The sequence below is a fragment of the Cellulomonas sp. P5_C5 genome (assembly GCF_054049655.1).
The window spans coordinates 112,874-132,268 of sequence record NZ_JBFULY010000005.1 but is presented as its reverse complement, the minus strand read 5'-3'; the positions used below and the strand labels follow the sequence as shown (position 1 = coordinate 132,268).

The window sequence follows — 19,395 nt, the reverse complement described above, 5'->3', positions numbered from 1 at the left end:
CCGGGTGAAGTACACCCGCGTCGTTCACCCCGCCGGATGGCGGAGCCGACAGTGGTAGCATCGACGCGTTCCCCGGACCTCGCCCTCCGGCGGCCCGCGTCGTACGTGACCGGCCGCCTCAGAATGAGTAGACGAGCCGGGAGCGATCCAGCCCACCGTGCGCAGACGTCGTCGTACGCAGCGCGTGTGTGGCTCCAGCACCGTCTCGGTCACCCCCGACCGGGCGTCGGCCGATCCCCGAACCATCGGGTCCCGGCCACCGACGAGGGGAAGGGTCCTTCGTGACAGACATCATCGATCCCGCCGTGAGCAGCTCCGGCGGGTCCGCCCGCAGCGCAGGCATCTCGGCACTCCGCCTGCCCGAGCTGCAGGCGATGGCGTCCGACCTGGGCGTCAAGGGCACGTCCAAGATGCGCAAGGGCGACCTCGTCCAGGCGATCTCGGACGCCCGCGGGGGCTCGCGGCCGCAGGCACTGGAGCCGCGCCGCGACCAGAGTGTCGCCGTCGCGGACGCGCCGCCGGCGCGACGCGCCCGCGCCCCGCGGATGCAGGCACCGCAGCTCGACCTGGGCGGGACGGACACCCTCGCGCCGACGCAGGACAGCACGCAGGACGTCACCTCCCGCGCACCGCGCGGTGACGCGCTCGCCGGCCTCGAGGCCGCGCTGGACGCGAAGCTCGCACCGGCCGAGCAGCGCGACGACCGCGCCGCGCGTGCGGCCGACGCCGTCGGTGGCGTGACCGGGGAGCGGCGCTCGCGCCGGGCCGGGCGCGGTGCGGGTGCGTCGCAGGGCGACGAGGGCGACCGCGCGCAGTCGAACGGCCAGCAGTCGAACGGCCAGCAGGCCGAGCGTCAGCAGGGCAGCCAGCAGCGGGACACCGCGCAGCAGGCGGACCGTCAGCAGGGCCAGCAGCGCGACCAGCAGGGCAACCGCCAGCAGGGTGCCACCCAGCAGGGCGCCACCCAGCAGGGCAACCAGCCGCGTCGCGACTCCGAGGAGGACGGGCTCGACGAGCGCGGCGGCCGCCGTCGCCGTTCGCGGGACCGCTACCGGGACCGCGACCGTGACCGCAAGGGCCGCGGCACACGCGGTCGTCCCGGCGTCGGCGAGCTCGCGGGCCTGGACGACATCGAGGTCACCGACGACGACATCCTGCTGCCCGTCGCGGGCATCCTCGACCTGCTGGACAGCTACGCGTTCGTCCGCACCACGGGCTACCTGCCCAGCGCCAACGACGTGTACGTGTCCCTCAACCAGGTCAAGCGGTACGGCCTGCGCCGCGGCGACGCCGTCACGGGTGCCGTCCGCCAGCCGCGCGAGGGCGAGCAGCCGCCGCAGGGCAACCGCCCCAGCAAGTTCAACGCGCTGGTGCGGCTCGACTCGGTCAACGGCCTGGAGCCCGACGGCGCCCGCGTGCGCCCGGAGTTCAACAAGCTGACTCCGCTGTACCCGCAGGAGCGCCTGCGCCTGGAGAGCGAGCAGAACCGGCTGTCGCCGCGTGTCATCGACATCGTCGCGCCCATCGGCAAGGGCCAGCGCGGCCTCATCGTCGCGCCCCCCAAGGCGGGCAAGACGATCATCATGCAGCAGATCGCGAACGCCATCACGACCAACAACCCCGAGGTCCACCTCATGGTCGTGCTCGTCGACGAGCGCCCCGAAGAGGTCACGGACATGGAGCGGACGGTGAAGGGGGAGGTCATCGCCTCGACCTTCGACCGCCCCGCCTCCGACCACACGATCGTCGCCGAGCTCGCCATCGAGCGCGCCAAGCGGCTGGTCGAGCTGGGCCAGGACGTCGTCGTGCTCCTCGACTCGCTCACGCGGCTGTCGCGGGCCTACAACCTGGCCGCCCCCGCGTCCGGGCGCATCCTGTCCGGTGGTGTCGACGCCTCGGCGCTGTACCCGCCCAAGCGGTTCTTCGGTGCGGCGCGCAACATCGAGAACGGCGGCTCACTGACGATCCTCGCCTCGGCGCTGGTGGAGACCGGCTCCAAGATGGACGAGGTCATCTTCGAGGAGTTCAAGGGCACCGGGAACATGGAGCTCCGGCTCTCCCGCTCGCTCGCGGACAAGCGCATCTTCCCGGCGGTCGACGTCAACGCGTCGGGCACGCGCCGCGAGGAGATCCTCATGCCGCACGACGAGCTGAAGATCATCTACAAGCTCCGCCGGGTGATGGGTGCGCTCGACCAGACGCAGGCCATCGAGCTGCTCATCGGCAAGCTCAAGGACACCAAGTCGAACGTCGAGTTCCTGCTCCAGGTCCAGAAGACGACCCCGGGCAGCGACTGACCGCTGACGCACGGCCGACGGCCCCGTTCCCCGAGAGGGGAGCGGGGCCGTCGTCGCTCTATCGACGCTGGCTCTCCAGAGGTTCCTCGTGCACGCCGCCGACCGCGGCCACCGGCGATGCCGCGCGGCGGGGCCAGGTCCATGCCAGCCGAAGGATGACGGCGAGCAGGACCACCTCCAGGACGACGGCGAGCCCGTAGTAGTACGTCCAGGACTCGCCCACGGCGTTGAACATGGCGTAGGGGACCTGGACCGACGCCACGACGAGGTTCGTGATCCGGGCCGCGCGGGCCGGCAGCACGGCGGACAGCACCACCATCAGGATCGGGACGGCCATGAGCGTGAGGAACGTGGTCAGCAACGTCTGCGTGATGTCGAACTCGAAGACGACGCCGACCAGGATGTCGTCGATCTTGCCCGGCACGAAGAAGCCCAGGATGTCCACGTAGGCGTACAAGAACATGACGCACGTCCACGCCGCCACGAGCTTCGCCCGCACGGGGAGGCGGGACTCGTCCAGTGCGGTGGTGGTGTCTCGGCGAGTGCTCATCACGTGCTCCGATGTCTGGGTGAGGTGGCTCCTCCACGGTCGCGGACCCGCGTGCTGGGCGGACCAGCCGCAGAGCCTGACCTGCGCTGGCCTTTTGCTCAGTGGCCCTCTTGTGCTTTCGGCCGATACGCCGCTCGCAGCGCATCCCTACGCTGACCGGATGGTCACCGACGTGCTGCGCGCGCTGTGGGCCGAGCCTCGACCGGCGAACCCGCCCGCCCGGATCCCCAGGGACTGGGCACTCGTCGCCGTGCTGACCGTCTGGTCCGTCGCCGAAGCGGTGCTCCGTGACGACCTGGCGCCGCTCCCGCTGGTCCTCGTCGCCGCGCTCGTCATCGTCGGCCCCCTGCTCTGGCGACGCACTCACCCGCTCCGGGCGGTCGTGGTCTCCTTCGGCGCGTTGACCGTGGTCGACCTCATCAGGATCGGGACGGGCTCGGAGGGCGGCCTGCTGACGAGCACCGGGGCAGCGCTGATCCTGGCCTACGCGCTGTTCCGGTGGGGAGCGGGTCGCGAGGCAGTGACCGGGCTCGGCGTCATCCTCGTCTGGCTGGCCGTCACCAACGTGGCAGACCCGACCAGCTTGGCGGATGCGGTGGGCGCGTACGCCTTCTTCCTGTTCTCCGCGGCGCTCGGCGCGGCCATCCGCTATCACGCGGGAGCCCGCATCCGCGACATCGACGACGCCAAGACCCGTGTGCGCGAGCAGATTGCTCGCGAGCTCCACGACACCGTCGCCCACCACGTCTCCGGCATCGCCATCCAGGCTCAGGCGGGACGTGCCGTCGCAGTCTCGGACCCCGAGCGTGCCGTCGAGGCCCTGGTCACCATCGAGGACGCCGCCACCCGGGCGCTCCTCGAGATGCGTGCCATGGTGGGCGTCCTGCGCGCCTCGCAGGGTGCGGAGTTCGCGCCGCAGCCCTCGGTGGCCGACCTCGAGCGGCTGACCAGCGGTGTCGAGGCGCGTCCTCGCGTCCAGGTGACGCTGTCCGGGGAGCTCGAGGACCTCAGCCCGGCCGTCGGGGCCGCGATCTACCGCCTGGCCCAGGAGTCGGTCACGAACGCCCGCCGGCACGCCCGCCACGCGACGCGAGTCACCGTGGTCGTCGTCGGTCACGCCGAGGACGTGCTGCTGACCGTCGACGACGACGGTGCGCCCCGCGCGGCCGACGGCGGCATCGCGGGCTACGGCCTGGTGGGGATGCAGGAACGCACCACGCTGCTCGGTGGGACGTTCCACGCGGGCCCGGCCGCCGACCGTGGCTGGCGGGTCCAGGCGACGTTGCCCCGCACCCGGACCGCACGATGAGCATCCGGGTCCTGATCGCCGACGACCAGCACATCGTCCGCTCCGGCCTGACGACGCTGCTCGACGCCCAGCCCGACATCGAGGTGGTCGGCGCGGCCGCGGACGGCCGCGAGGCAGTACGCCTCGCGCGCCAGCTCCGCCCGGACGTCGGCCTGTTCGACGTCCGCATGCCGCTGATGGACGGCATCGAGGCCACCCGTCACCTTGCCGGATCCCACGTCACCGACCCGCTGCCCATCGTGGTGATCACCACCTTCGATCTCGACGAGTACGTCCACGAGGCGCTCAAGGCCGGCGCCCGCGGGTTCCTGCTCAAGGACGCCGGACCCGCGCTGCTGACCCAGGCCATCCGCGCCGCGGCCGACGGAGACGCGCTCATCGCACCGAGCGTGACCGTCCGCCTCCTCGCAGCGTTCGCGCACTCCCAGCCCGGACCTGCACGGCAGCCTCTCGAGCCGCTCACGGCCCGGGAGGAGGAGGTTCTCGTCCCGGTGGCGCAGGGCCGCACCAACGACGAGATCGCCACGGAGCTGTTCATCAGCACCAGCACCGTGAAGGCCCACCTGGCGAGCCTCATGAGGAAGCTCGGCGCCCGCAACCGCGTGGAGCTCGCCATGTGGGCTCATGAGACCCGCCGCATCTAGTGCTCGGCGAGGCCGCCGTCAGGTGTGCGCGCTAGCGTGCGGTGTCCGCACCGTTGCGCAGCCGGAAGGTCCGAGATGACGAAGTCGTGGAGCACGCCACCGGGGGAGGCCCTGCGGGTCGGCCCCGGCTTCGACCTCTCGGCCGTCGACGCAGCGTCGCACCCTGGCTGGGAGCACGGGCGCTCGTCGGCGGAGAACAAGCTGGAGGCGGACGGCAACCGGCTGAGCGAGGTGCAGGAACGCCTGTACGCGCACGGTCGGACCGGCGGCTCGCGCGCGGTGCTCCTGGTGCTGCAGGGCATGGACACCGCCGGCAAGGGCGGGATCGTCCGGCACGTCCTGGGCATGGTCGACCCGCAGGGCGTGCAGCTGCACTCGTTCGGCGTGCCGACCCAGAAGGAGCGGTCGCAGCACTACCTGCAGCGGATCCGCGAGGCGCTGCCCGCCGGCGGGCGCATCGGGGTGTTCGACCGCTCGCACTACGAGGACGTCCTGGTGGTCCGGGTCAACGAGCTCGCGCCGCGAGAGGTGTGGGAGCCGCGGTACGACGAGATCAACGCCTTCGAGCAGGAGGTCGTCGACTCCGGCACGGTCGTGGTCAAGGTCATGCTGCACGTCTCCCAGGAGGAGCAGAAGGCCCGCCTGCGCGAGCGGCTCGAGCGCCCGGACAAGTACTGGAAGTTCAACCCGAAGGACGTCGACGAGCGCGCCAAGTGGCCGGCGTACCAGGAGGCGTACCAGGCCGTCCTGGACCGGACGAGCACCGAGCACGCGCCGTGGCACGTCGTCCCCGCCGACTCCAAGTGGTACGCCCGGCTGGCTGTCGGCGCCCTCGTGCTCGCGGCCGTCGAGAGCCTGGACCTGGGCTGGCCGCCGGCCGATTTCGACGTCGAGGCGGAGACGGCCCGGCTGGACGCGCAGCCGTTCTGACGGTCGTGCACGGGATGATTTCGGGCCCCGTCGCTGTTCTGGCACAATGGTTCGCTGGTCTGCGGTTCACCGGCGCCGTCTCGCGCGTCCGGACCCGGAGACATCCACCCGAGGAGAAGTTTTCGTGAAGGCTGACATCCACCCCGAGTACGTCCTGACCGAGGTCACCTGCACCTGTGGCAGCACCTTCGTCACGCGCTCGACCGTGACCTCCGGCAAGATCCACGCCGACGTCTGCAGCGCCTGCCACCCGTTCTACACGGGCAAGCAGAAGATTCTCGACACCGGCGGCCGCGTGGCCCGGTTCGAGGCGCGCTACGGCAAGAAGGCCGGCAACTAGCACCCTCGCAGCGCCGGTGCCCGGCGCGGACCACTGCCCTCCATGGCAGTGTCCGCGCGGGCACCGGCGCTGTGTCGTTGCCGGACTCACACCAGCCACCCGAAGGACACCCGCATGAGCGAGGCATTCGCCGCCGCCGAGCCGCTGCTCGCCGAGCACGCGCAGATCGAGGCCCAGCTGGCGGACCCGGCGGTGCACGCGGACGCGGCGAACGCCCGCAAGCTCGGCCGCCGCTACGCCGAGCTCGGCCGGGTGGCGCAGGCCTACACCGCGTGGAAGGCCGCGTCCGACGACGCCGAGGCCGCCGCGGAGCTGGCGGAGGTCGACGAGAGCTTCGCCGCCGAGCTGCCGTCGCTGCGGCAGGCGGCCGACGCGGCCGCGGCCCGGCTGCGCGAGGTCCTCATCCCGCGTGATCCGGACGACTCCCGCGACGTGATCCTCGAGGTCAAGGCGGGGGAGGGCGGCGAGGAGTCGGCGCTGTTCGCCGCGGACCTGCTGCGGATGTACACGCGGTACGCCGAGAAGATGGGCTGGGCGACGCAGCTGCTCGGCGCCACGGAGTCCGACCTGGGCGGCTACAAGGACGCGCAGCTGGCCATCAAGGCTCGGGGCACGGTCGCTCCCGAGGACGGCGTCTGGGCGCACCTGAAGTACGAGGGCGGCGTCCACCGAGTCCAGCGGGTGCCCGTGACCGAGTCGCAGGGCCGCATCCACACCTCCGCCGCGGGGGTCCTGGTGTTCCCCGAGGCCGAGGACGAGGCAGAGGTCGCGATCGACGCCAACGACCTGCGCATCGACGTCTACCGGTCCTCCGGCCCGGGCGGGCAGTCGGTCAACACCACCGACTCGGCCGTCCGCATCACGCACCTGCCCACGGGCATCGTCGTGTCGATGCAGAACGAGAAGTCGCAGCTGCAGAACCGGGAGGCCGGCATGCGCGTGCTGCGCGCCCGGATCCTGGCCGCACGCCAGGAGGAGGCCGCCGCCGCGGCGAGCGAGGCCCGTCGGTCCCAGGTCCGCACGGTCGACCGCTCCGAGCGGATCCGGACGTACAACTTCCCGGAGAACCGCATCGCCGACCACCGCACCGGCTACAAGGCCTACAACCTCGACGCGGTCCTCGGTGGTGAGCTCGCGCCGGTCGTGCAGTCCGCGATCGATGCCGACGAGGCTGCCCGGCTGGCGTCGGCGGGCCAGTCATGACCGCGCCGGACCTGCGCGCTCTCGTCGAAGGCGCCTCGCGGATCCTCGCCGACGCCGGCGTGCAGTCGCCGCGCCACGACGCCACCGCGCTGGCCGCGCACGTGCTCGGGCAGGAGCGCCTCGAGCTGGTCCTGGCCCCACCGGTGCCCGACGGGTTCGCCGAGCAGTTCGCGGGCCTGGTGGAGCGCCGACGCAACCGCGAACCGCTGCAGCACCTCGTCGGGTCGACCGGCTTCCGCTACCTGACGCTCCTCGTCGAGCCCGGCGTGTTCGTCCCACGCCCGGAGACCGAGGTCGTCGCGCAGGTGGCGATCGAGGAGGCCGCGCGGCTCACCGACCCGCTCGTCGTCGACCTCTGCTGCGGCGCCGGCGGCATCGCGCTGTCGGTCGCCACCGAGGTCCCCGGCGCCCGGGTGGTCGCGGTCGACCTGTCGCTGGAGGCCGTCGACCTGACCCGGCGCAACGCGGTCGCCGTCCAGGCCGAGCTGCGCGTCGAGCACGGCGACGTCGCCGACCCGGGTCTGATGCACGAGCTCGACGGCACGGTCGACGTCCTCGTCGCCAACCCGCCCTACATCCCGCCCGACGCCGAGCCGGTGGACCCCGAGGTGCGCGACCACGACCCCGACCTGGCTCTCTACGGCGGCGGGCTCGACGGCCTGGACGTCCCCCGCGCGGTGCTGCGCGCAGCCGCACGCCTGCTCGTGCCCGGCGGGCTGCTCGTGATGGAGCACGCCGAGGTCCAGGACGCGGCCGCACGCGACGCCGCCCTGGCCACGGGCGCGTTCGTGGACGTCGAGTCCCGGCCGGACTTGACCGGCCGGCCGCGGATGCTCGTCGCCCGGCGAGCCACCCAGCCACACGTGACAGACTCGGCGCCGTGAACGAGCGGATCACCCCCGCGAGCGACCCCACCACCTGGGGCCCTGCGCTCGACGAGGCGGTCAACGTCCTGTCCCGTGGGGGACTCGTGGTGCTCCCCACGGACACCGTCTACGGCATCGCCGCGGACGCGTTCACCCCACCCGCGGTGCAGGCGCTGCTGGACGCCAAGGGCCGCGGCCGGCAGATGCCGCCGCCCGTGCTGATCGGCGACGTGCGCACGCTCGACGGCCTGGCCACCGACGTGCCCGCCGGTGCGCGCGCCCTCGCGGAGGCGTTCTGGCCCGGTGGGCTCACGCTCATCGTCCGCGCGCAGCCGTCGCTGGCGTGGGACCTGGGGGAGACGCACGGCACCGTCGCGCTGCGGGTGCCGGACCACGAGACCGCGCGCGCCCTGCTGCGCCGGACGGGTCCGCTCGCGGTCTCCAGCGCGAACCGGACCGGCTCGCCGGCCGCCGTGACCGCGCAGGACGCGTTCGACCAGCTCGGTGAGTCCGTCGCGGTCTACCTGGACGCCGGCGACGCCCCGGGCCAGGTCGCGTCGAGCATCGTCGACGCCACGGGACCGACGCTGCGGCTGGTGCGCGCGGGGGCGCTCAGCCTCGAGCAGCTCAACGAGGTCAGCCCGGTCGAAGGGCCCCCCGCGTGAGGGTCTACCTGCTCGCACTGCTCATCGCGGCCACCGTGGCGTACCTGCTGACGCCGCTGGCCCGCTGGTGCGCGCTGCGGTGGGGCGCCATCACGGCGGTGCGTGACCGGGACGTGCACGCGATCCCCACCCCCCGGCTCGGCGGCATGGCGATGTTCGGCGGGATCCTCGTGGCGATCCTCATGACCAGCCGGCTGCCGTTCCTCGAGAACGTCTACGCCAACCCGCGTCCGCTCATCGGCATCGTCGGCGGCGCCGCGATCGTGTGCGCGCTGGGGGTGGCCGACGACATCTGGGACCTCGACTGGCTCACCAAGCTCATGGGCCAGGTGCTGGCCGCCGGGTTCCTCGCGTGGCAGGGCGTGCTGCTCTACCAGCTCCCCACCGGGGACGTGCAGACCATCGGGTCCACCCGGATGTGGGCGTTCTTCACGGTGCTCACGGTCGTCATCGCCATGAACGCGGTGAACTTCGTCGACGGGCTCGACGGCCTCGCGGCAGGCGTTCTGGCCATCGGCGGGACCGCGTTCTTCCTGTACGCGTACCTGCTGACCGCGGGCGCCAACCCGGGCGCGTACGCCAACGCCAACCTCGCGGCCCTCGTGCTCGCCGTGCTGGTCGGCGCGTGCATCGGCTTCCTGCCGCACAACGTCTACCCGGCGCGCATCTTCATGGGCGACTCGGGCGCGATGGTGCTGGGCTTCGTGTTCAGCGCCGCGGCGATCGTCGTCACGGGGCAGATCGACCCCGAGCAGGCGCTCGTGCGGCAGCGGTTCCCCGCCTTCCTGCCGATGCTGCTGCCCTTCGCGGTGCTGCTGCTCCCGCTGCTCGACATGGGGCTCGCGATCGTCCGCCGGGTCGGCGCCGGCAAGTCCCCGTTCCACCCGGACCGCATGCACCTGCACCACCGGATGCTGCAGCTGGGCCACTCGCACCGCCGCGCGGTCGCGATCATGTACGTCTGGACCGCCGTGTTCGCCTTCGGGGTGGCCGCCCTGGTCCGGTGGGAGACCACCGTCGTCCTCATCACGTTCGGCGTCGCCGTGCTCGTCGCCACCCTGCTGACGCTCGGACCGCTGCGCGGCCGCTCCGACACCCCGCCCCTGGAGGCCGTCCGATGACCACCGCTGCACACACGCCGACCCCGGCTTCCGGCAATGAGGCCGTCTTCCGTCAGTCGCTGCGGGACATGCTCGTGCTGCTCGGCGTGCTCACCGTGCTCGGCGTCGGCATCGGCTTCCTGGTCGACGGCATGGCCGGCGTCTGGGGTGCGCTGCTCGGCGTGGGCATCGCGCTGATCTTCTCCGGGACCACCGTGGTCTCGGTCCTGCGCACGGCGCACTCGGCCCCGACCACGATGATGGCGGTGATCATGGGAGCCTGGCTGGGCAAGCTGATCGTCGTCATCGTGGTGCTGGTGATCCTCAAGCAGTTCGACTTCTACAACCCGCAGGTGCTGTTCCTGGTGTCCATCGCCGGGGTCATCGGGTCGGCCGTCCTGGACGCTCGTGCGGTGCAGCGCGGGCGGGTCGGCTACTTCGAGGCGTAGCGCCTCCTGAGGCCTCCCGGGGGCCTCTGCGGGGGTCAAGACCAAGGGCTTCCATAGGTTAGGCTTTCGCCATCCAAGACGGCCCGGCGCCGTGCTCGTGCCCGCACTGATGCGGCACTCGGCGCACACGACCACAGGAGACCGCCCTGTTCAGCCTTGCGACGATCCTGCCGCTCGCCGCGGAAGAAGACGGCGGCGGCAGCTTCCATCCGCCCTCGCTCGCCGACTTCTTCCCGCCGGCCATCTGGTTCGAGGGCACGCCGTTCGAGATCAACCGGATCATCCTGGTCCGGTTCATCGCGGTGATCGCACTCATGCTGATCTTCATCATCGGGGCCCGCCGCGCCAAGCTCGTGCCCGGCCGGTTCCAGAGCGTCCTCGAGATGGGCCTGGACTTCTGCCGCAACTCGATCGCGTACGAGATCCTCGGCGAGAAGGACGGCAAGAAGTACGTCCCGATCATCACGACGATCTTCTTCGCCGTCTTCTTCTTCAACATCACGGGTGTGATCCCGTTCCTGAACATCGCGGGGACGTCCGTGATCGGCCTGCCGATCATCTTCGCCCTGTGGGTGTACTTCCTGTACCTGTGGCAGGGCGTCAAGAAGTTCGGCGTCGGCGGGTACCTCAAGCACAGCCTGTTCCCGCCCGGCGTGCCGTGGCCCATCTACATCCTGCTGACGCCGGTCGAGTTCCTGCAGGTCTTCCTGCTGCGGCCCGCCACGCTGGTCATCCGGCTCCTGGCCAACATGATGGCCGGACACCTGCTGCTGGCCCTGTGCTTCGCGGCGACCTCGTTCCTGTTCTTCGAGGCGTCCGGCGCGGTCAAGGCGTTCGGCGCCGTGACGTTCGTCGCCGGCTTCGCCTTCTTCCTGCTCGAGGTCTTCGTGGCCGCCCTGCAGGCGTACGTGTTCTCGATCCTGACCGCCGTCTACCTGCAGATGTCGATCTCCGAAGAGCACTGATCGACAGCCTCACCGCGACGGGCTGATCCCCGGACCGTCGCCCCTGACCGGACGCGCCGCGCGGCGCGCAGATGAAAGGAACCACCCCGTGGAAATCACCGGACTCGCTCTCGTCGGATACGGTCTCGCGGCCATCGGCCCCGGCATCGGTCTCGGCATCCTGTTCGGCAAGACGATCGAGGGCATGGCGCGCCAGCCCGAGATGGCCGGCCAGCTGCGCTCGACCATGTTCGTCGGCCTGGCCTTCATCGAGATCCTCGCCCTCCTGGCCATCGCCACCCCGTTCTTCCTGTGATCACCGCGCCGCTCGTCGCTGCCGCGCACAGCGCGGTGGTGGCTGCTGAGGAAGTCGAGGAGGTCAACCCCCTCCTCCCGCACACCTACGACATCGTCTGGTCGTTGGTGATCGTGGTGATCATCGCCGTCGTGTTCATCAAGTACGCCCTGCCGAAGTTCCAGGCCGTCCTCGACGAGCGCGCGGAGAAGATCGAAGGTGGGCTGCAGCACGCCGAGGCCGCCCAGGCCGAGGCAGCCGAGCTGCGCGCCGAGTACGAGCAGCAGCTCGCCGACGCGCGCACGGAGGCAGCCCGCATCAAGGAGGCCGCCCGCGCCGAGGGTGGTGCCATCGTCACCGAGCTCAAGGCGAAGGCGGCAGCCGAGGCTGCGCGCACGGTCGAGACGGCCCAGCGCCAGATCGAGGCCGAGCGTCAGCAGGCGGCGGTCTCGCTGCGCAACGACGTGGGTGCGCTCGCCACCGAGCTCGCCTCGAAGATCGTCGGCGAGTCCCTCGAGGACACCGCCCGCCAGTCGCGGGTCGTCGACCGCTTCCTCGCGGAGCTCGAGGCATCTGCTACCACGAGCGCCGGCAAGGAGAACTGATGCGCGGCACGAGTCTGGCGTCGCTCGGCGCGGCACAGCACCGGTTCGAGCCGGTGCTGTCCGCGGCGGGTGCGCAGGGGATCACGCTCGGCGAGCAGCTGTTCGCCGTCGTCGACGCCTTGGACTCCTCGGGCTCGCTGCGGCGGACCCTGTCGGATCCCGCCATCGACGGCGACGCCAAGGCAGGGCTGGTGTCGAGCGTGCTCGGCCGGCTCGACGCCCGGGTCGTCGACGCGGTGTCGGACCTCGTGAAGTCGCGCTGGTCGTCCGCCGAGGACCTCATCGAGGCCGTCGAGCGCCTGGGCTTCGACGCCGTGCTCGCGTCGGCGCAGGCCGGCAAGGAGCTCGAGCGCGTCGAGGACGAGCTGTTCCGCATCACGCGGTCGCTCGTCGGCCAGCGTGAGGTGCGCCAGGCGCTGTTCGACCCGCGGGTCCCCGGCGACAAGCGCGCCGACCTCGCGGAGAACCTGCTGCGCGGCAAGGTCACCGACGCGACCCTCGCGGTGGCACGGCGTGCGGCCGCGTCCCCGCGCGGTCGTCGCTTCGTCGCGACCCTCGGCCTCGTGGGCGAGCTCGCCGCGGCGCGGCGCGAGCGCCTCGTGGCGTCCGTGACGTCCGGCAGCGAGCTCTCGCAGGCGCAGCTGGACCGCCTCGGCGCCCTCCTGCAGCAGGAGTACGGGCAGGACCTGCAGCTCAACGTGACGGTGGACCCCGCGATCCTCGGGGGACTGCGCATCCAGGTGGGCGCGGACGTGGTCGACTCGACCGTGCTCGCCAGGCTCGCCGACGCACGACGACGACTTGCCAGCTGAGAATCGGCCCCCGGCCGGTCCCTTGAACGACGTGCACGAACGTACGACCGCCCGACCGGCGGTCACGACAGGAGAAGAGCAATGGCTGAGCTGACGATCCGGCCGGACGAGATCCGGGCCGCGCTGGACAGCTTCGTGAAGTCCTACGAGCCGACGGGCGTGGTCTCCGAAGAGGTCGGCCGCGTGACCCTGACGGCCGACGGCATCGCGCAGGTCGAGGGCCTCCCGGGCGCGATGGCGAACGAGCTGCTGCGGTTCGAGGACGGCACGCTCGGCCTCGCGCTCAACCTCGACGTCCGCGAGATCGGCGTCGTCGTGCTGGGCGAGTTCACGGGCATCGAGGAGGGCCAGGAGGTCCGCCGCACGGGCGAGGTGCTCTCCGTCCCGATCGGTGACGGCTACCTCGGCCGCGTCGTCGACCCGCTGGGCCAGCCCATCGACGGTCTGGGCGAGCTCGCGACCGAGGGCCGCCGCGCCCTCGAGCTGCAGGCCCCCGGCGTCATGGCCCGCAAGAGCGTGCACGAGCCCCTGCAGACCGGCCTCAAGGCCATCGACGCGATGATCCCGATCGGCCGTGGCCAGCGTCAGCTGATCATCGGCGACCGCCAGACGGGCAAGACGGCGATCGCGATCGACACGATCATCAACCAGAAGGCCAACTGGGAGTCGGGCGACGAGTCCAAGCAGGTCCGCTGCATCTACGTCGCCATCGGTCAGAAGGGCTCCACCATCGCCGCCATCCGCGGCGCCCTGGAGGAGGCCGGCGCGCTCGAGTACACGACCATCGTCGCGGCCCCCGCGTCCGACCCGGCCGGCTTCAAGTACCTCGCGCCCTACACCGGCTCGGCCATCGGCCAGCACTGGATGTACCAGGGCAAGCACGTCCTCATCGTGTTCGACGACCTGTCGAAGCAGGCCGAGGCCTACCGTGCCGTGTCGCTGCTGCTGCGTCGCCCGCCGGGCCGCGAGGCGTACCCCGGTGACGTGTTCTACCTGCACTCCCGTCTGCTCGAGCGTTGTGCCAAGCTCTCGGACGAGCTGGGCGGCGGCTCGATGACGGGTCTGCCGGTCATCGAGACCAAGGCCAACGACGTGTCGGCGTACATCCCGACCAACGTCATCTCCATCACGGACGGCCAGATCTTCCTGCAGTCCGACCTGTTCAACGCGGACCAGCGCCCGGCCGTCGACGTCGGCATCTCGGTGTCCCGCGTCGGTGGTGCCGCGCAGGTCAAGGCGATGAAGTCGGTCTCCGGCACGCTGAAGCTGGACCTCGCGCAGTTCCGGTCGCTCGAGGCGTTCGCGATGTTCGCGTCCGACCTCGACGCCGCCTCGCGCGCCCAGCTGACCCGTGGCGCCCGCCTCATGGAGCTGCTCAAGCAGGCGCAGTACACGCCGTACCCGGTCGAGGACCAGGTCGCGTCCATCTGGGCCGGCACCAAGGGCAAGCTGGACGACGTCCCGATCGCCGACGTGCGCCGGTTCGAGTCCGAGCTGCTCGACCACCTGCGCCGCAACACCGAGGTGCTCTCGACGATCGCGTCGACCGGCAAGCTCGACGACGACACGGAGGCGGCCCTCGGCGCAGCGATCGACGAGTTCCGGAACGGCTTCCTGATCGGCGACGGCACGACGCTGGTCGGCTCGTCCGACGACGGCGCCGAGGTCGAGATCGAGCAGGAGCAGATCGTCCGGCAGAAGAAGGGCTGACGTGGCAGGTCAGCAGCGCGTCTACCGGCAGCGGATCCGGTCGACAGAGTCGCTGAAGAAGATCTTCCGTGCGATGGAGCTCATCGCCGCCTCGCGCATCGGCAAGGCACGCGACCGGGTGACGGCGGCGACGCCGTACTCCCGCGCGCTGACCCGTGCGGTGTCGGCCGTGGCCACGCACTCGAACGTGACCCACCCGCTCGTCACGGAGCGGACGGACACCAAGCGGGTCGCGGTCCTGGTCGTCACGTCGGACCGCGGCATGGCCGGTGCCTACTCGGCGAGCGCGATCCGTGAGGCCGAGCGCCTCATCGGTCGCCTCACCGAGCAGGGCTTCGAGCCGATCGTCTACGCCGTCGGCCGCCGTGCCATCTCGTACTACACGTTCCGTGGTCGTGAGCTGGCGCAGCAGTGGTCGGGCAACTCGGACGCCCCGTCCGTCGAGACGGCCGCCGACATCGCCGAGACGCTGCTCGCGGCGTTCGAGGCGCCGGTCGACGAGGGCGGCGTCGCGGAGCTGCACGTCGTGTTCACGCACTTCCGGAACATGGTGTCGCAGTCCCCGCGGGTCATCCGGCTGCTGCCGCTCGAGATCGTCGAGGGCGTCGAGGCGCGCGACGAGAACGAGATCCCGCCGCTGTACGAGTTCGAGCCGTCCCCGGAGGCCGTGCTCGACGCGCTGCTGCCGATGTACGTGCGCAGCCGCATCTACACCTGCCTCCTGCAGGCGGCGGCCTCCGAGCTCGCTGCCCGGCAGCGCGCGATGCACACCGCGACCGAGAACGCCGAGGACCTGGTGCGCATGTACACCCGGCTCGCCAACCAGGCCCGCCAGGCCGAGATCACCCAAGAGATCAGCGAGATCGTGTCGGGCGCCGACGCGCTCGCCTCCTGACGACTACGTCCCCACAGACGAACCGGAGAAACACCATGACTGCTACCACTACCGAAGCTGCCGTCGAGCACGCGTCCGGTCCTGGCGTGGGTCGGGTCGCGCGGGTCATCGGCCCCGTCGTCGACATCGAGTTCCCGTCGGACCAGATCCCCGAGATCTACAACGCGCTCCAGGTCGACATCGACCTGTCGACGCAGGGCGAGGGCGAGGCCGAGGGCGTCACGACGATGACGCTCGAGGTCGCCCAGCACCTCGGCGACTCGCTCATCCGCGCCATCGCGCTGAAGCCGACCGACGGCCTGGTCCGCGGCGCGCTCGTGCGCGACACCGGCGAGGCGATCAGCGTGCCCGTCGGCGACATCACCAAGGGCCACGTCTTCAACGTCATCGGCGAGGTGCTGAACCTGGCGGAGGGCGAGAAGCTCGAGATCACCGAGCGCTGGCCCATCCACCGCAAGCCCCCGGCCTTCGACCAGCTCGAGAGCAAGACCGAGATGTTCGAGACCGGCATCAAGGTCATCGACCTGCTGACGCCGTACGTGCTCGGCGGGAAGATCGGCCTCTTCGGTGGTGCGGGCGTCGGCAAGACGGTCCTCATCCAGGAGATGATCCAGCGCGTCGCGCTCAACCACGGTGGTGTGTCGGTGTTCGCCGGTGTCGGCGAGCGCACCCGTGAGGGCAACGACCTCATCGTCGAGATGGAGGAGGCCGGCGTCTTCGACAAGACGGCGCTCGTCTTCGGCCAGATGGACGAGCCGCCGGGCACACGTCTGCGCGTCGCCCTGTCGGCCCTGACGATGGCGGAGTACTTCCGCGACGTGCAGAAGCAGGACGTGCTGCTCTTCATCGACAACATCTTCCGGTTCACGCAGGCCGGTTCCGAGGTCTCGACGCTGCTCGGCCGCATGCCGTCCGCGGTCGGCTACCAGCCGAACCTCGCCGACGAGATGGGCCTCCTCCAGGAGCGCATCACCTCGACGCGTGGTCACTCGATCACCTCGCTGCAGGCGATCTACGTGCCCGCCGACGACTACACCGACCCGGCCCCGGCCACGACGTTCGCGCACCTCGACGCGACGACGGCGCTCTCGCGTGAGATCGCGTCGCGCGGTCTGTACCCCGCCGTGGACCCGCTGACGTCGACCAGCCGCATCCTCGACCCCCGCTACGTCGGCCAGGCGCACTACGACGCCGCGACGCGCGTGAAGTCGATCCTGCAGCGCAACAAGGAGCTCCAGGACATCATCGCGATCCTCGGTGTCGACGAGCTGTCGGAGGAGGACAAGACGGTCGTCGCACGCGCCCGTCGCATCCAGCAGTTCCTCTCGCAGAACACGTACATGGCCGAGAAGTTCACCGGTGTCGTCGGCTCGACGGTCCCGCTCACGGAGACGGTCGAGGCCTTCGGCAAGATCGCCGACGGCGAGTTCGACCACATCTCCGAGCAGGCCTTCTTCAACATCGGTGGCCTCGAGGACCTCGAGCGCAACTGGGCCCGCATCCAGAAGGACTACGGCGTCTGAGAACCGACGCGCGGGGCGTGAGTGATCACGCCCCGCGCGCTGGCCTTCTCGAGCTAGTCCCGCACATCATCGAAGGAGGGTCTCGTGGCTGACATCGAGGTCGAGCTCGTCGCCACCGCCGGCAAGCTCTGGTCCGGCACCGCCCGCATGGTCTCGGCCAAGGCCGGGGAGGGTGAGATCGGCATCCTGGCCGGTCACGAGCCCGTGCTGTCCGTGCTCCAGCCCGGCGAGGTCCGCGTGTTCCCCGTCGGGGGCGGCGAGCCGAAGCGCTGGCAGGTCGAGGGCGGGTTCCTGTCCTTCGACTCGAACCACCTGACCATCGTCGCCGACAACGTCATCGAGGGCGCTCGCCCCGCGACGTCGCCCGCCTCGCACTGAGGGCGCCGAGACGGTGAGCGGACACGTCGTCGCACTCCTGAGTGTGATCGTCGTGGTGCTGCTCGCCGTCGTCGCCCTGTGGTTCTCCCGGGTGCACACGCTGAACCGTCGGGTCGGTTCGTTCCACTGTGCGCTGGGGCGGACCGCCCACGGCCCGTGGTCCTCGGGTGTCGCGCAGTACGGCACCGACCGGCTCTACTGGTGGCGCTACCGGTCGTTGCGCGCCCGGCCGCACACGCGCTGGCAGCGGGTGGGCCTCGTCGTCCTGACCCGCACCGACTGGCACGCGGGCCAGGTCGTCGTGACCTGCCGGCCGGGCTCCGAGACCGAACCCGTCCATCTGCTGATGAGTGCCGAGGCGTACGCCGGCCTCACGTCGTGGATCGAGGCGACGCCGTCGCGCGTCGGCTCGGTCATCTGACTCCTCGGTCACCCTGACTCCTCGGGAAGAGAGCTCATGCGCCTCGTCGTGGCGTCCTGCTCGGCTCGCTACAGCGGTCGGCTCAACGCGCACCTGCCCCGGGCCACGCGCCTGCTCGTCGTCAAGGCCGACGGCAGCGTGCTCCTGCACTCCGACGGGGGTTCGTACAAGCCGCTGAACTGGATGAGCCCGCCGTGCACGCTCGCGGTGTCGGAGCCGTCCGCGGAGGCCCTGGTGGCCGGCGTCACGGCGGTGTGGACCGTCCAGCACCAGAAGTCGGACGACCGCCTGGAGATCGACCTGTTCGAGGTGCTGCACGACTCCGCGCACGAGCTGGGGGTGGACCCCGGGCTGGTCAAGGACGGCGTCGAGGCGCACCTGCAGGAGCTACTGGCGGCGCAGATCCTGCTGCTGGGCACCGGGCACACGCTGGTGCGTCGCGAGTACCCGACGGCCATCGGCCCGGTGGACATCCTGGCGAAGGACCCGGCGGGCGGCACCGTCGCCGTCGAGATCAAGCGGCGCGGCGACATCGACGGCGTCGAGCAGCTGACGCGCTACCTGGAGCTGCTCAACCGGGACCCGCACCTGGCGCCGGTCCGCGGCGTGTTCGCCGCGCAGGAGATCAAGCCCCAAGCCCGTGTGCTGGCCACGGACCGGGGGATCGGCTGCCTCGTGCTCGACTACGACACGATGCGCGGCGTGGACGACAGCAGCACCCGCCTCTTCTAGGACCCACCTCACACCGCGTGGCTCTTGAACGTGTTCAGTTGAACGTGTTCAACTAGGTGCATGAGCGACGACACCAAGGCCCTCGTCCGGTCCACGGCCCTCCGGTTGTTCCGCGAGCGCGGCTACGCGGCGACGACGATGCGGGCGATCGCGCAGGAGGCGGGGGTCGCCACAGGGAACGCGTACTACCACTTCGCATCGAAGGACCACCTGGTCCAGGAGCTGTACCTCGACGTGACGCGGGAGCAGGCGGCGGCCGCCCGCGTGGTCCTCGCGCAGGGCGGAGACCTGACGGCGCGCCTGCGCGGAGTGATGCTGGCTGCGGTCGACGCGTTCGCGGAGTACCACGCGTTCGGCGCCGAGTTCGTGACGGTCGCCATCAGGCCGGGATCGGCCGCGAGCCCCTTCTCGGCCGAGTCGAGCGAGTCGCGTGACCTGAGCCAGGCTGTCTTCCGCGAGCTGGTCGAGGGTGCGTCGCCCGCCGTCCCGACCGGCCTGCGCGAGGAGCTGCCCGAGCTCCTGTGGCTGGCGCAGCTCGGGGTCACGCTCTTCTGGGTCTACGACAGCTCACCGGGCCAGCGGCGGACGCGGACCCTGGTCGAGGGGATCACGCCGCTGATCGGCCGGCTGGTCAAGCTGTCGCGGCTGCCCGTGCTGCGCGGTGCGTCCGAGGACGTGCTGGCACTGGTCCGGGCGGTCAAGGCATGAGCGGGCCGCACCCGGCCGC

At 71.1% G+C, this 19,395-nt stretch carries 22 protein-coding genes; 21 read left to right on the top strand and 1 reads right to left on the bottom strand.

Annotated elements, in window-relative coordinates:
• Positions 1–281: 281 nt before the first annotated feature.
• Entirely contained in the window at positions 282–2,297 is a 2,016-nt protein-coding gene (rho, locus tag ACXJKF_RS06700; protein ID WP_456786951.1) for a transcription termination factor Rho, read from the top strand.
• Positions 2,298–2,355: 58 nt separating this feature from the next.
• Here rho and ACXJKF_RS06695 read toward each other — a convergent pair whose 3' ends face one another.
• Complete coding sequence (locus ACXJKF_RS06695; RefSeq protein WP_456786950.1) at positions 2,356–2,847, bottom strand: DUF6326 family protein; 492 nt, start codon at positions 2,845–2,847, stop codon at positions 2,356–2,358.
• A 160-nt stretch (positions 2,848–3,007) separates the two neighbouring features.
• On the opposite strand from ACXJKF_RS06695, the gene ACXJKF_RS06690 reads away from it, so the two are divergent.
• The 20 genes from ACXJKF_RS06690 (at position 3,008) to ACXJKF_RS06595 (ending at position 19,376) form a co-directional block, all read left to right on the top strand.
• A complete protein-coding gene (locus tag ACXJKF_RS06690) occupies positions 3,008–4,156 on the top strand; it encodes a sensor histidine kinase (RefSeq protein ID WP_456786949.1) in 1,149 nt (382 codons plus the stop codon).
• On the top strand, positions 4,153–4,800 hold the full coding sequence (locus tag ACXJKF_RS06685; RefSeq protein ID WP_456786948.1) for a response regulator: 648 nt from the start codon (positions 4,153–4,155) through the stop codon (positions 4,798–4,800). The genes ACXJKF_RS06690 and ACXJKF_RS06685 overlap by 4 nt, the downstream gene beginning before the upstream one ends.
• 75 nt (positions 4,801–4,875) lie before the next feature.
• A complete protein-coding gene (locus ACXJKF_RS06680) occupies positions 4,876–5,730 on the top strand; it encodes a polyphosphate kinase 2 family protein (RefSeq protein ID WP_456786947.1) in 855 nt (284 codons plus the stop codon).
• Positions 5,731–5,854: 124 nt separating this feature from the next.
• On the top strand, positions 5,855–6,070 hold the full coding sequence (gene rpmE, locus ACXJKF_RS06675) for a 50S ribosomal protein L31 (RefSeq protein ID WP_055918063.1): 216 nt from the start codon (positions 5,855–5,857) through the stop codon (positions 6,068–6,070).
• Positions 6,071–6,184: 114 nt separating this feature from the next.
• Positions 6,185–7,273, top strand: a complete 1,089-nt coding sequence (gene prfA, locus ACXJKF_RS06670) for a peptide chain release factor 1 (protein ID WP_456786946.1) — start codon at positions 6,185–6,187, stop codon at positions 7,271–7,273.
• The gene (prmC, locus tag ACXJKF_RS06665; RefSeq protein WP_456786945.1) at positions 7,270–8,157 is read left to right on the top strand and encodes a peptide chain release factor N(5)-glutamine methyltransferase; all 888 of its coding nucleotides are present in this window, start codon (positions 7,270–7,272) and stop codon (positions 8,155–8,157) included. The genes prfA and prmC overlap by 4 nt, the downstream gene beginning before the upstream one ends.
• Positions 8,154–8,804, top strand: coding sequence for an L-threonylcarbamoyladenylate synthase (locus tag ACXJKF_RS06660; RefSeq protein ID WP_456786944.1), 651 nt, complete (start codon positions 8,154–8,156; stop codon positions 8,802–8,804). The genes prmC and ACXJKF_RS06660 overlap by 4 nt, the downstream gene beginning before the upstream one ends.
• The gene (locus ACXJKF_RS06655; protein ID WP_456786943.1) at positions 8,801–9,925 is read left to right on the top strand and encodes a glycosyltransferase family 4 protein; all 1,125 of its coding nucleotides are present in this window, start codon (positions 8,801–8,803) and stop codon (positions 9,923–9,925) included. Before ACXJKF_RS06660 ends, ACXJKF_RS06655 begins: the two co-directional genes overlap by 4 nt.
• Positions 9,922–10,353: a hypothetical protein gene (locus tag ACXJKF_RS06650; protein ID WP_456786942.1), complete on the top strand. Its 432-nt coding sequence runs from the start codon at positions 9,922–9,924 to the stop codon at positions 10,351–10,353. The genes ACXJKF_RS06655 and ACXJKF_RS06650 overlap by 4 nt, the downstream gene beginning before the upstream one ends.
• 146 nt (positions 10,354–10,499) lie before the next feature.
• A complete protein-coding gene (atpB, locus tag ACXJKF_RS06645) occupies positions 10,500–11,318 on the top strand; it encodes a F0F1 ATP synthase subunit A (protein ID WP_456787034.1) in 819 nt (272 codons plus the stop codon).
• 88 nt (positions 11,319–11,406) lie between these two features.
• Positions 11,407–11,613, top strand: coding sequence for an ATP synthase F0 subunit C (gene atpE, locus ACXJKF_RS06640; RefSeq protein ID WP_055918092.1), 207 nt, complete (start codon positions 11,407–11,409; stop codon positions 11,611–11,613).
• Positions 11,614–11,651: 38 nt separating this feature from the next.
• Positions 11,652–12,197: a F0F1 ATP synthase subunit B gene (locus ACXJKF_RS06635; RefSeq protein ID WP_307488751.1), complete on the top strand. Its 546-nt coding sequence runs from the start codon at positions 11,652–11,654 to the stop codon at positions 12,195–12,197.
• On the top strand, positions 12,197–13,009 hold the full coding sequence (locus tag ACXJKF_RS06630; RefSeq protein ID WP_456786941.1) for a F0F1 ATP synthase subunit delta: 813 nt from the start codon (positions 12,197–12,199) through the stop codon (positions 13,007–13,009). The genes ACXJKF_RS06635 and ACXJKF_RS06630 overlap by 1 nt, the downstream gene beginning before the upstream one ends.
• An 81-nt stretch (positions 13,010–13,090) precedes the next feature.
• Entirely contained in the window at positions 13,091–14,719 is a 1,629-nt protein-coding gene (atpA, locus tag ACXJKF_RS06625) for a F0F1 ATP synthase subunit alpha (RefSeq protein WP_456786940.1), read from the top strand.
• Between the two features lies 1 nt (position 14,720).
• Positions 14,721–15,614, top strand: a complete 894-nt coding sequence (locus ACXJKF_RS06620) for a F0F1 ATP synthase subunit gamma (protein ID WP_456786939.1) — start codon at positions 14,721–14,723, stop codon at positions 15,612–15,614.
• 35 nt (positions 15,615–15,649) lie between these two features.
• Entirely contained in the window at positions 15,650–17,137 is a 1,488-nt protein-coding gene (atpD, locus tag ACXJKF_RS06615; protein ID WP_456786938.1) for a F0F1 ATP synthase subunit beta, read from the top strand.
• Positions 17,138–17,221: 84 nt separating this feature from the next.
• Positions 17,222–17,515, top strand: a complete 294-nt coding sequence (locus ACXJKF_RS06610; protein WP_456786937.1) for a F0F1 ATP synthase subunit epsilon — start codon at positions 17,222–17,224, stop codon at positions 17,513–17,515.
• Positions 17,516–17,528: 13 nt separating this feature from the next.
• On the top strand, positions 17,529–17,936 hold the full coding sequence (locus ACXJKF_RS06605; RefSeq protein ID WP_456786936.1) for a DUF2550 family protein: 408 nt from the start codon (positions 17,529–17,531) through the stop codon (positions 17,934–17,936).
• Positions 17,937–17,972: 36 nt separating this feature from the next.
• A complete protein-coding gene (gene nucS, locus ACXJKF_RS06600) occupies positions 17,973–18,668 on the top strand; it encodes an endonuclease NucS (protein ID WP_456786935.1) in 696 nt (231 codons plus the stop codon).
• A 60-nt stretch (positions 18,669–18,728) separates the two neighbouring features.
• Entirely contained in the window at positions 18,729–19,376 is a 648-nt protein-coding gene (locus ACXJKF_RS06595) for a TetR family transcriptional regulator (RefSeq protein ID WP_456786934.1), read from the top strand.
• The last annotated feature ends 19 nt before the right edge of the window (positions 19,377–19,395 follow it).

Excerpts from the sequence above, each read along its gene's own strand:
- ACXJKF_RS06695 (WP_456786950.1), bottom strand. The coding sequence starts at position 2,847 with ATGAGCACTCGCCGAGACACCACCACCGCACTGGACGAGTCCCGCCTC.
- ACXJKF_RS06690 (WP_456786949.1), top strand. The coding sequence starts at position 3,008 with ATGGTCACCGACGTGCTGCGCGCGCTGTGGGCCGAGCCTCGACCGGCG.
- ACXJKF_RS06685 (WP_456786948.1), top strand. The coding sequence starts at position 4,153 with ATGAGCATCCGGGTCCTGATCGCCGACGACCAGCACATCGTCCGCTCC.
- ACXJKF_RS06680 (WP_456786947.1), top strand. The coding sequence starts at position 4,876 with ATGACGAAGTCGTGGAGCACGCCACCGGGGGAGGCCCTGCGGGTCGGC.
- prfA (WP_456786946.1), top strand. The coding sequence starts at position 6,185 with ATGAGCGAGGCATTCGCCGCCGCCGAGCCGCTGCTCGCCGAGCACGCG.
- prmC (WP_456786945.1), top strand. The coding sequence starts at position 7,270 with ATGACCGCGCCGGACCTGCGCGCTCTCGTCGAAGGCGCCTCGCGGATC.
- ACXJKF_RS06650 (WP_456786942.1), top strand. The coding sequence starts at position 9,922 with ATGACCACCGCTGCACACACGCCGACCCCGGCTTCCGGCAATGAGGCC.
- ACXJKF_RS06630 (WP_456786941.1), top strand. The coding sequence starts at position 12,197 with ATGCGCGGCACGAGTCTGGCGTCGCTCGGCGCGGCACAGCACCGGTTC.
- atpA (WP_456786940.1), top strand. The coding sequence starts at position 13,091 with ATGGCTGAGCTGACGATCCGGCCGGACGAGATCCGGGCCGCGCTGGAC.
- atpD (WP_456786938.1), top strand. The coding sequence starts at position 15,650 with ATGACTGCTACCACTACCGAAGCTGCCGTCGAGCACGCGTCCGGTCCT.
- nucS (WP_456786935.1), top strand. The coding sequence starts at position 17,973 with ATGCGCCTCGTCGTGGCGTCCTGCTCGGCTCGCTACAGCGGTCGGCTC.
- ACXJKF_RS06595 (WP_456786934.1), top strand. The coding sequence starts at position 18,729 with ATGAGCGACGACACCAAGGCCCTCGTCCGGTCCACGGCCCTCCGGTTG.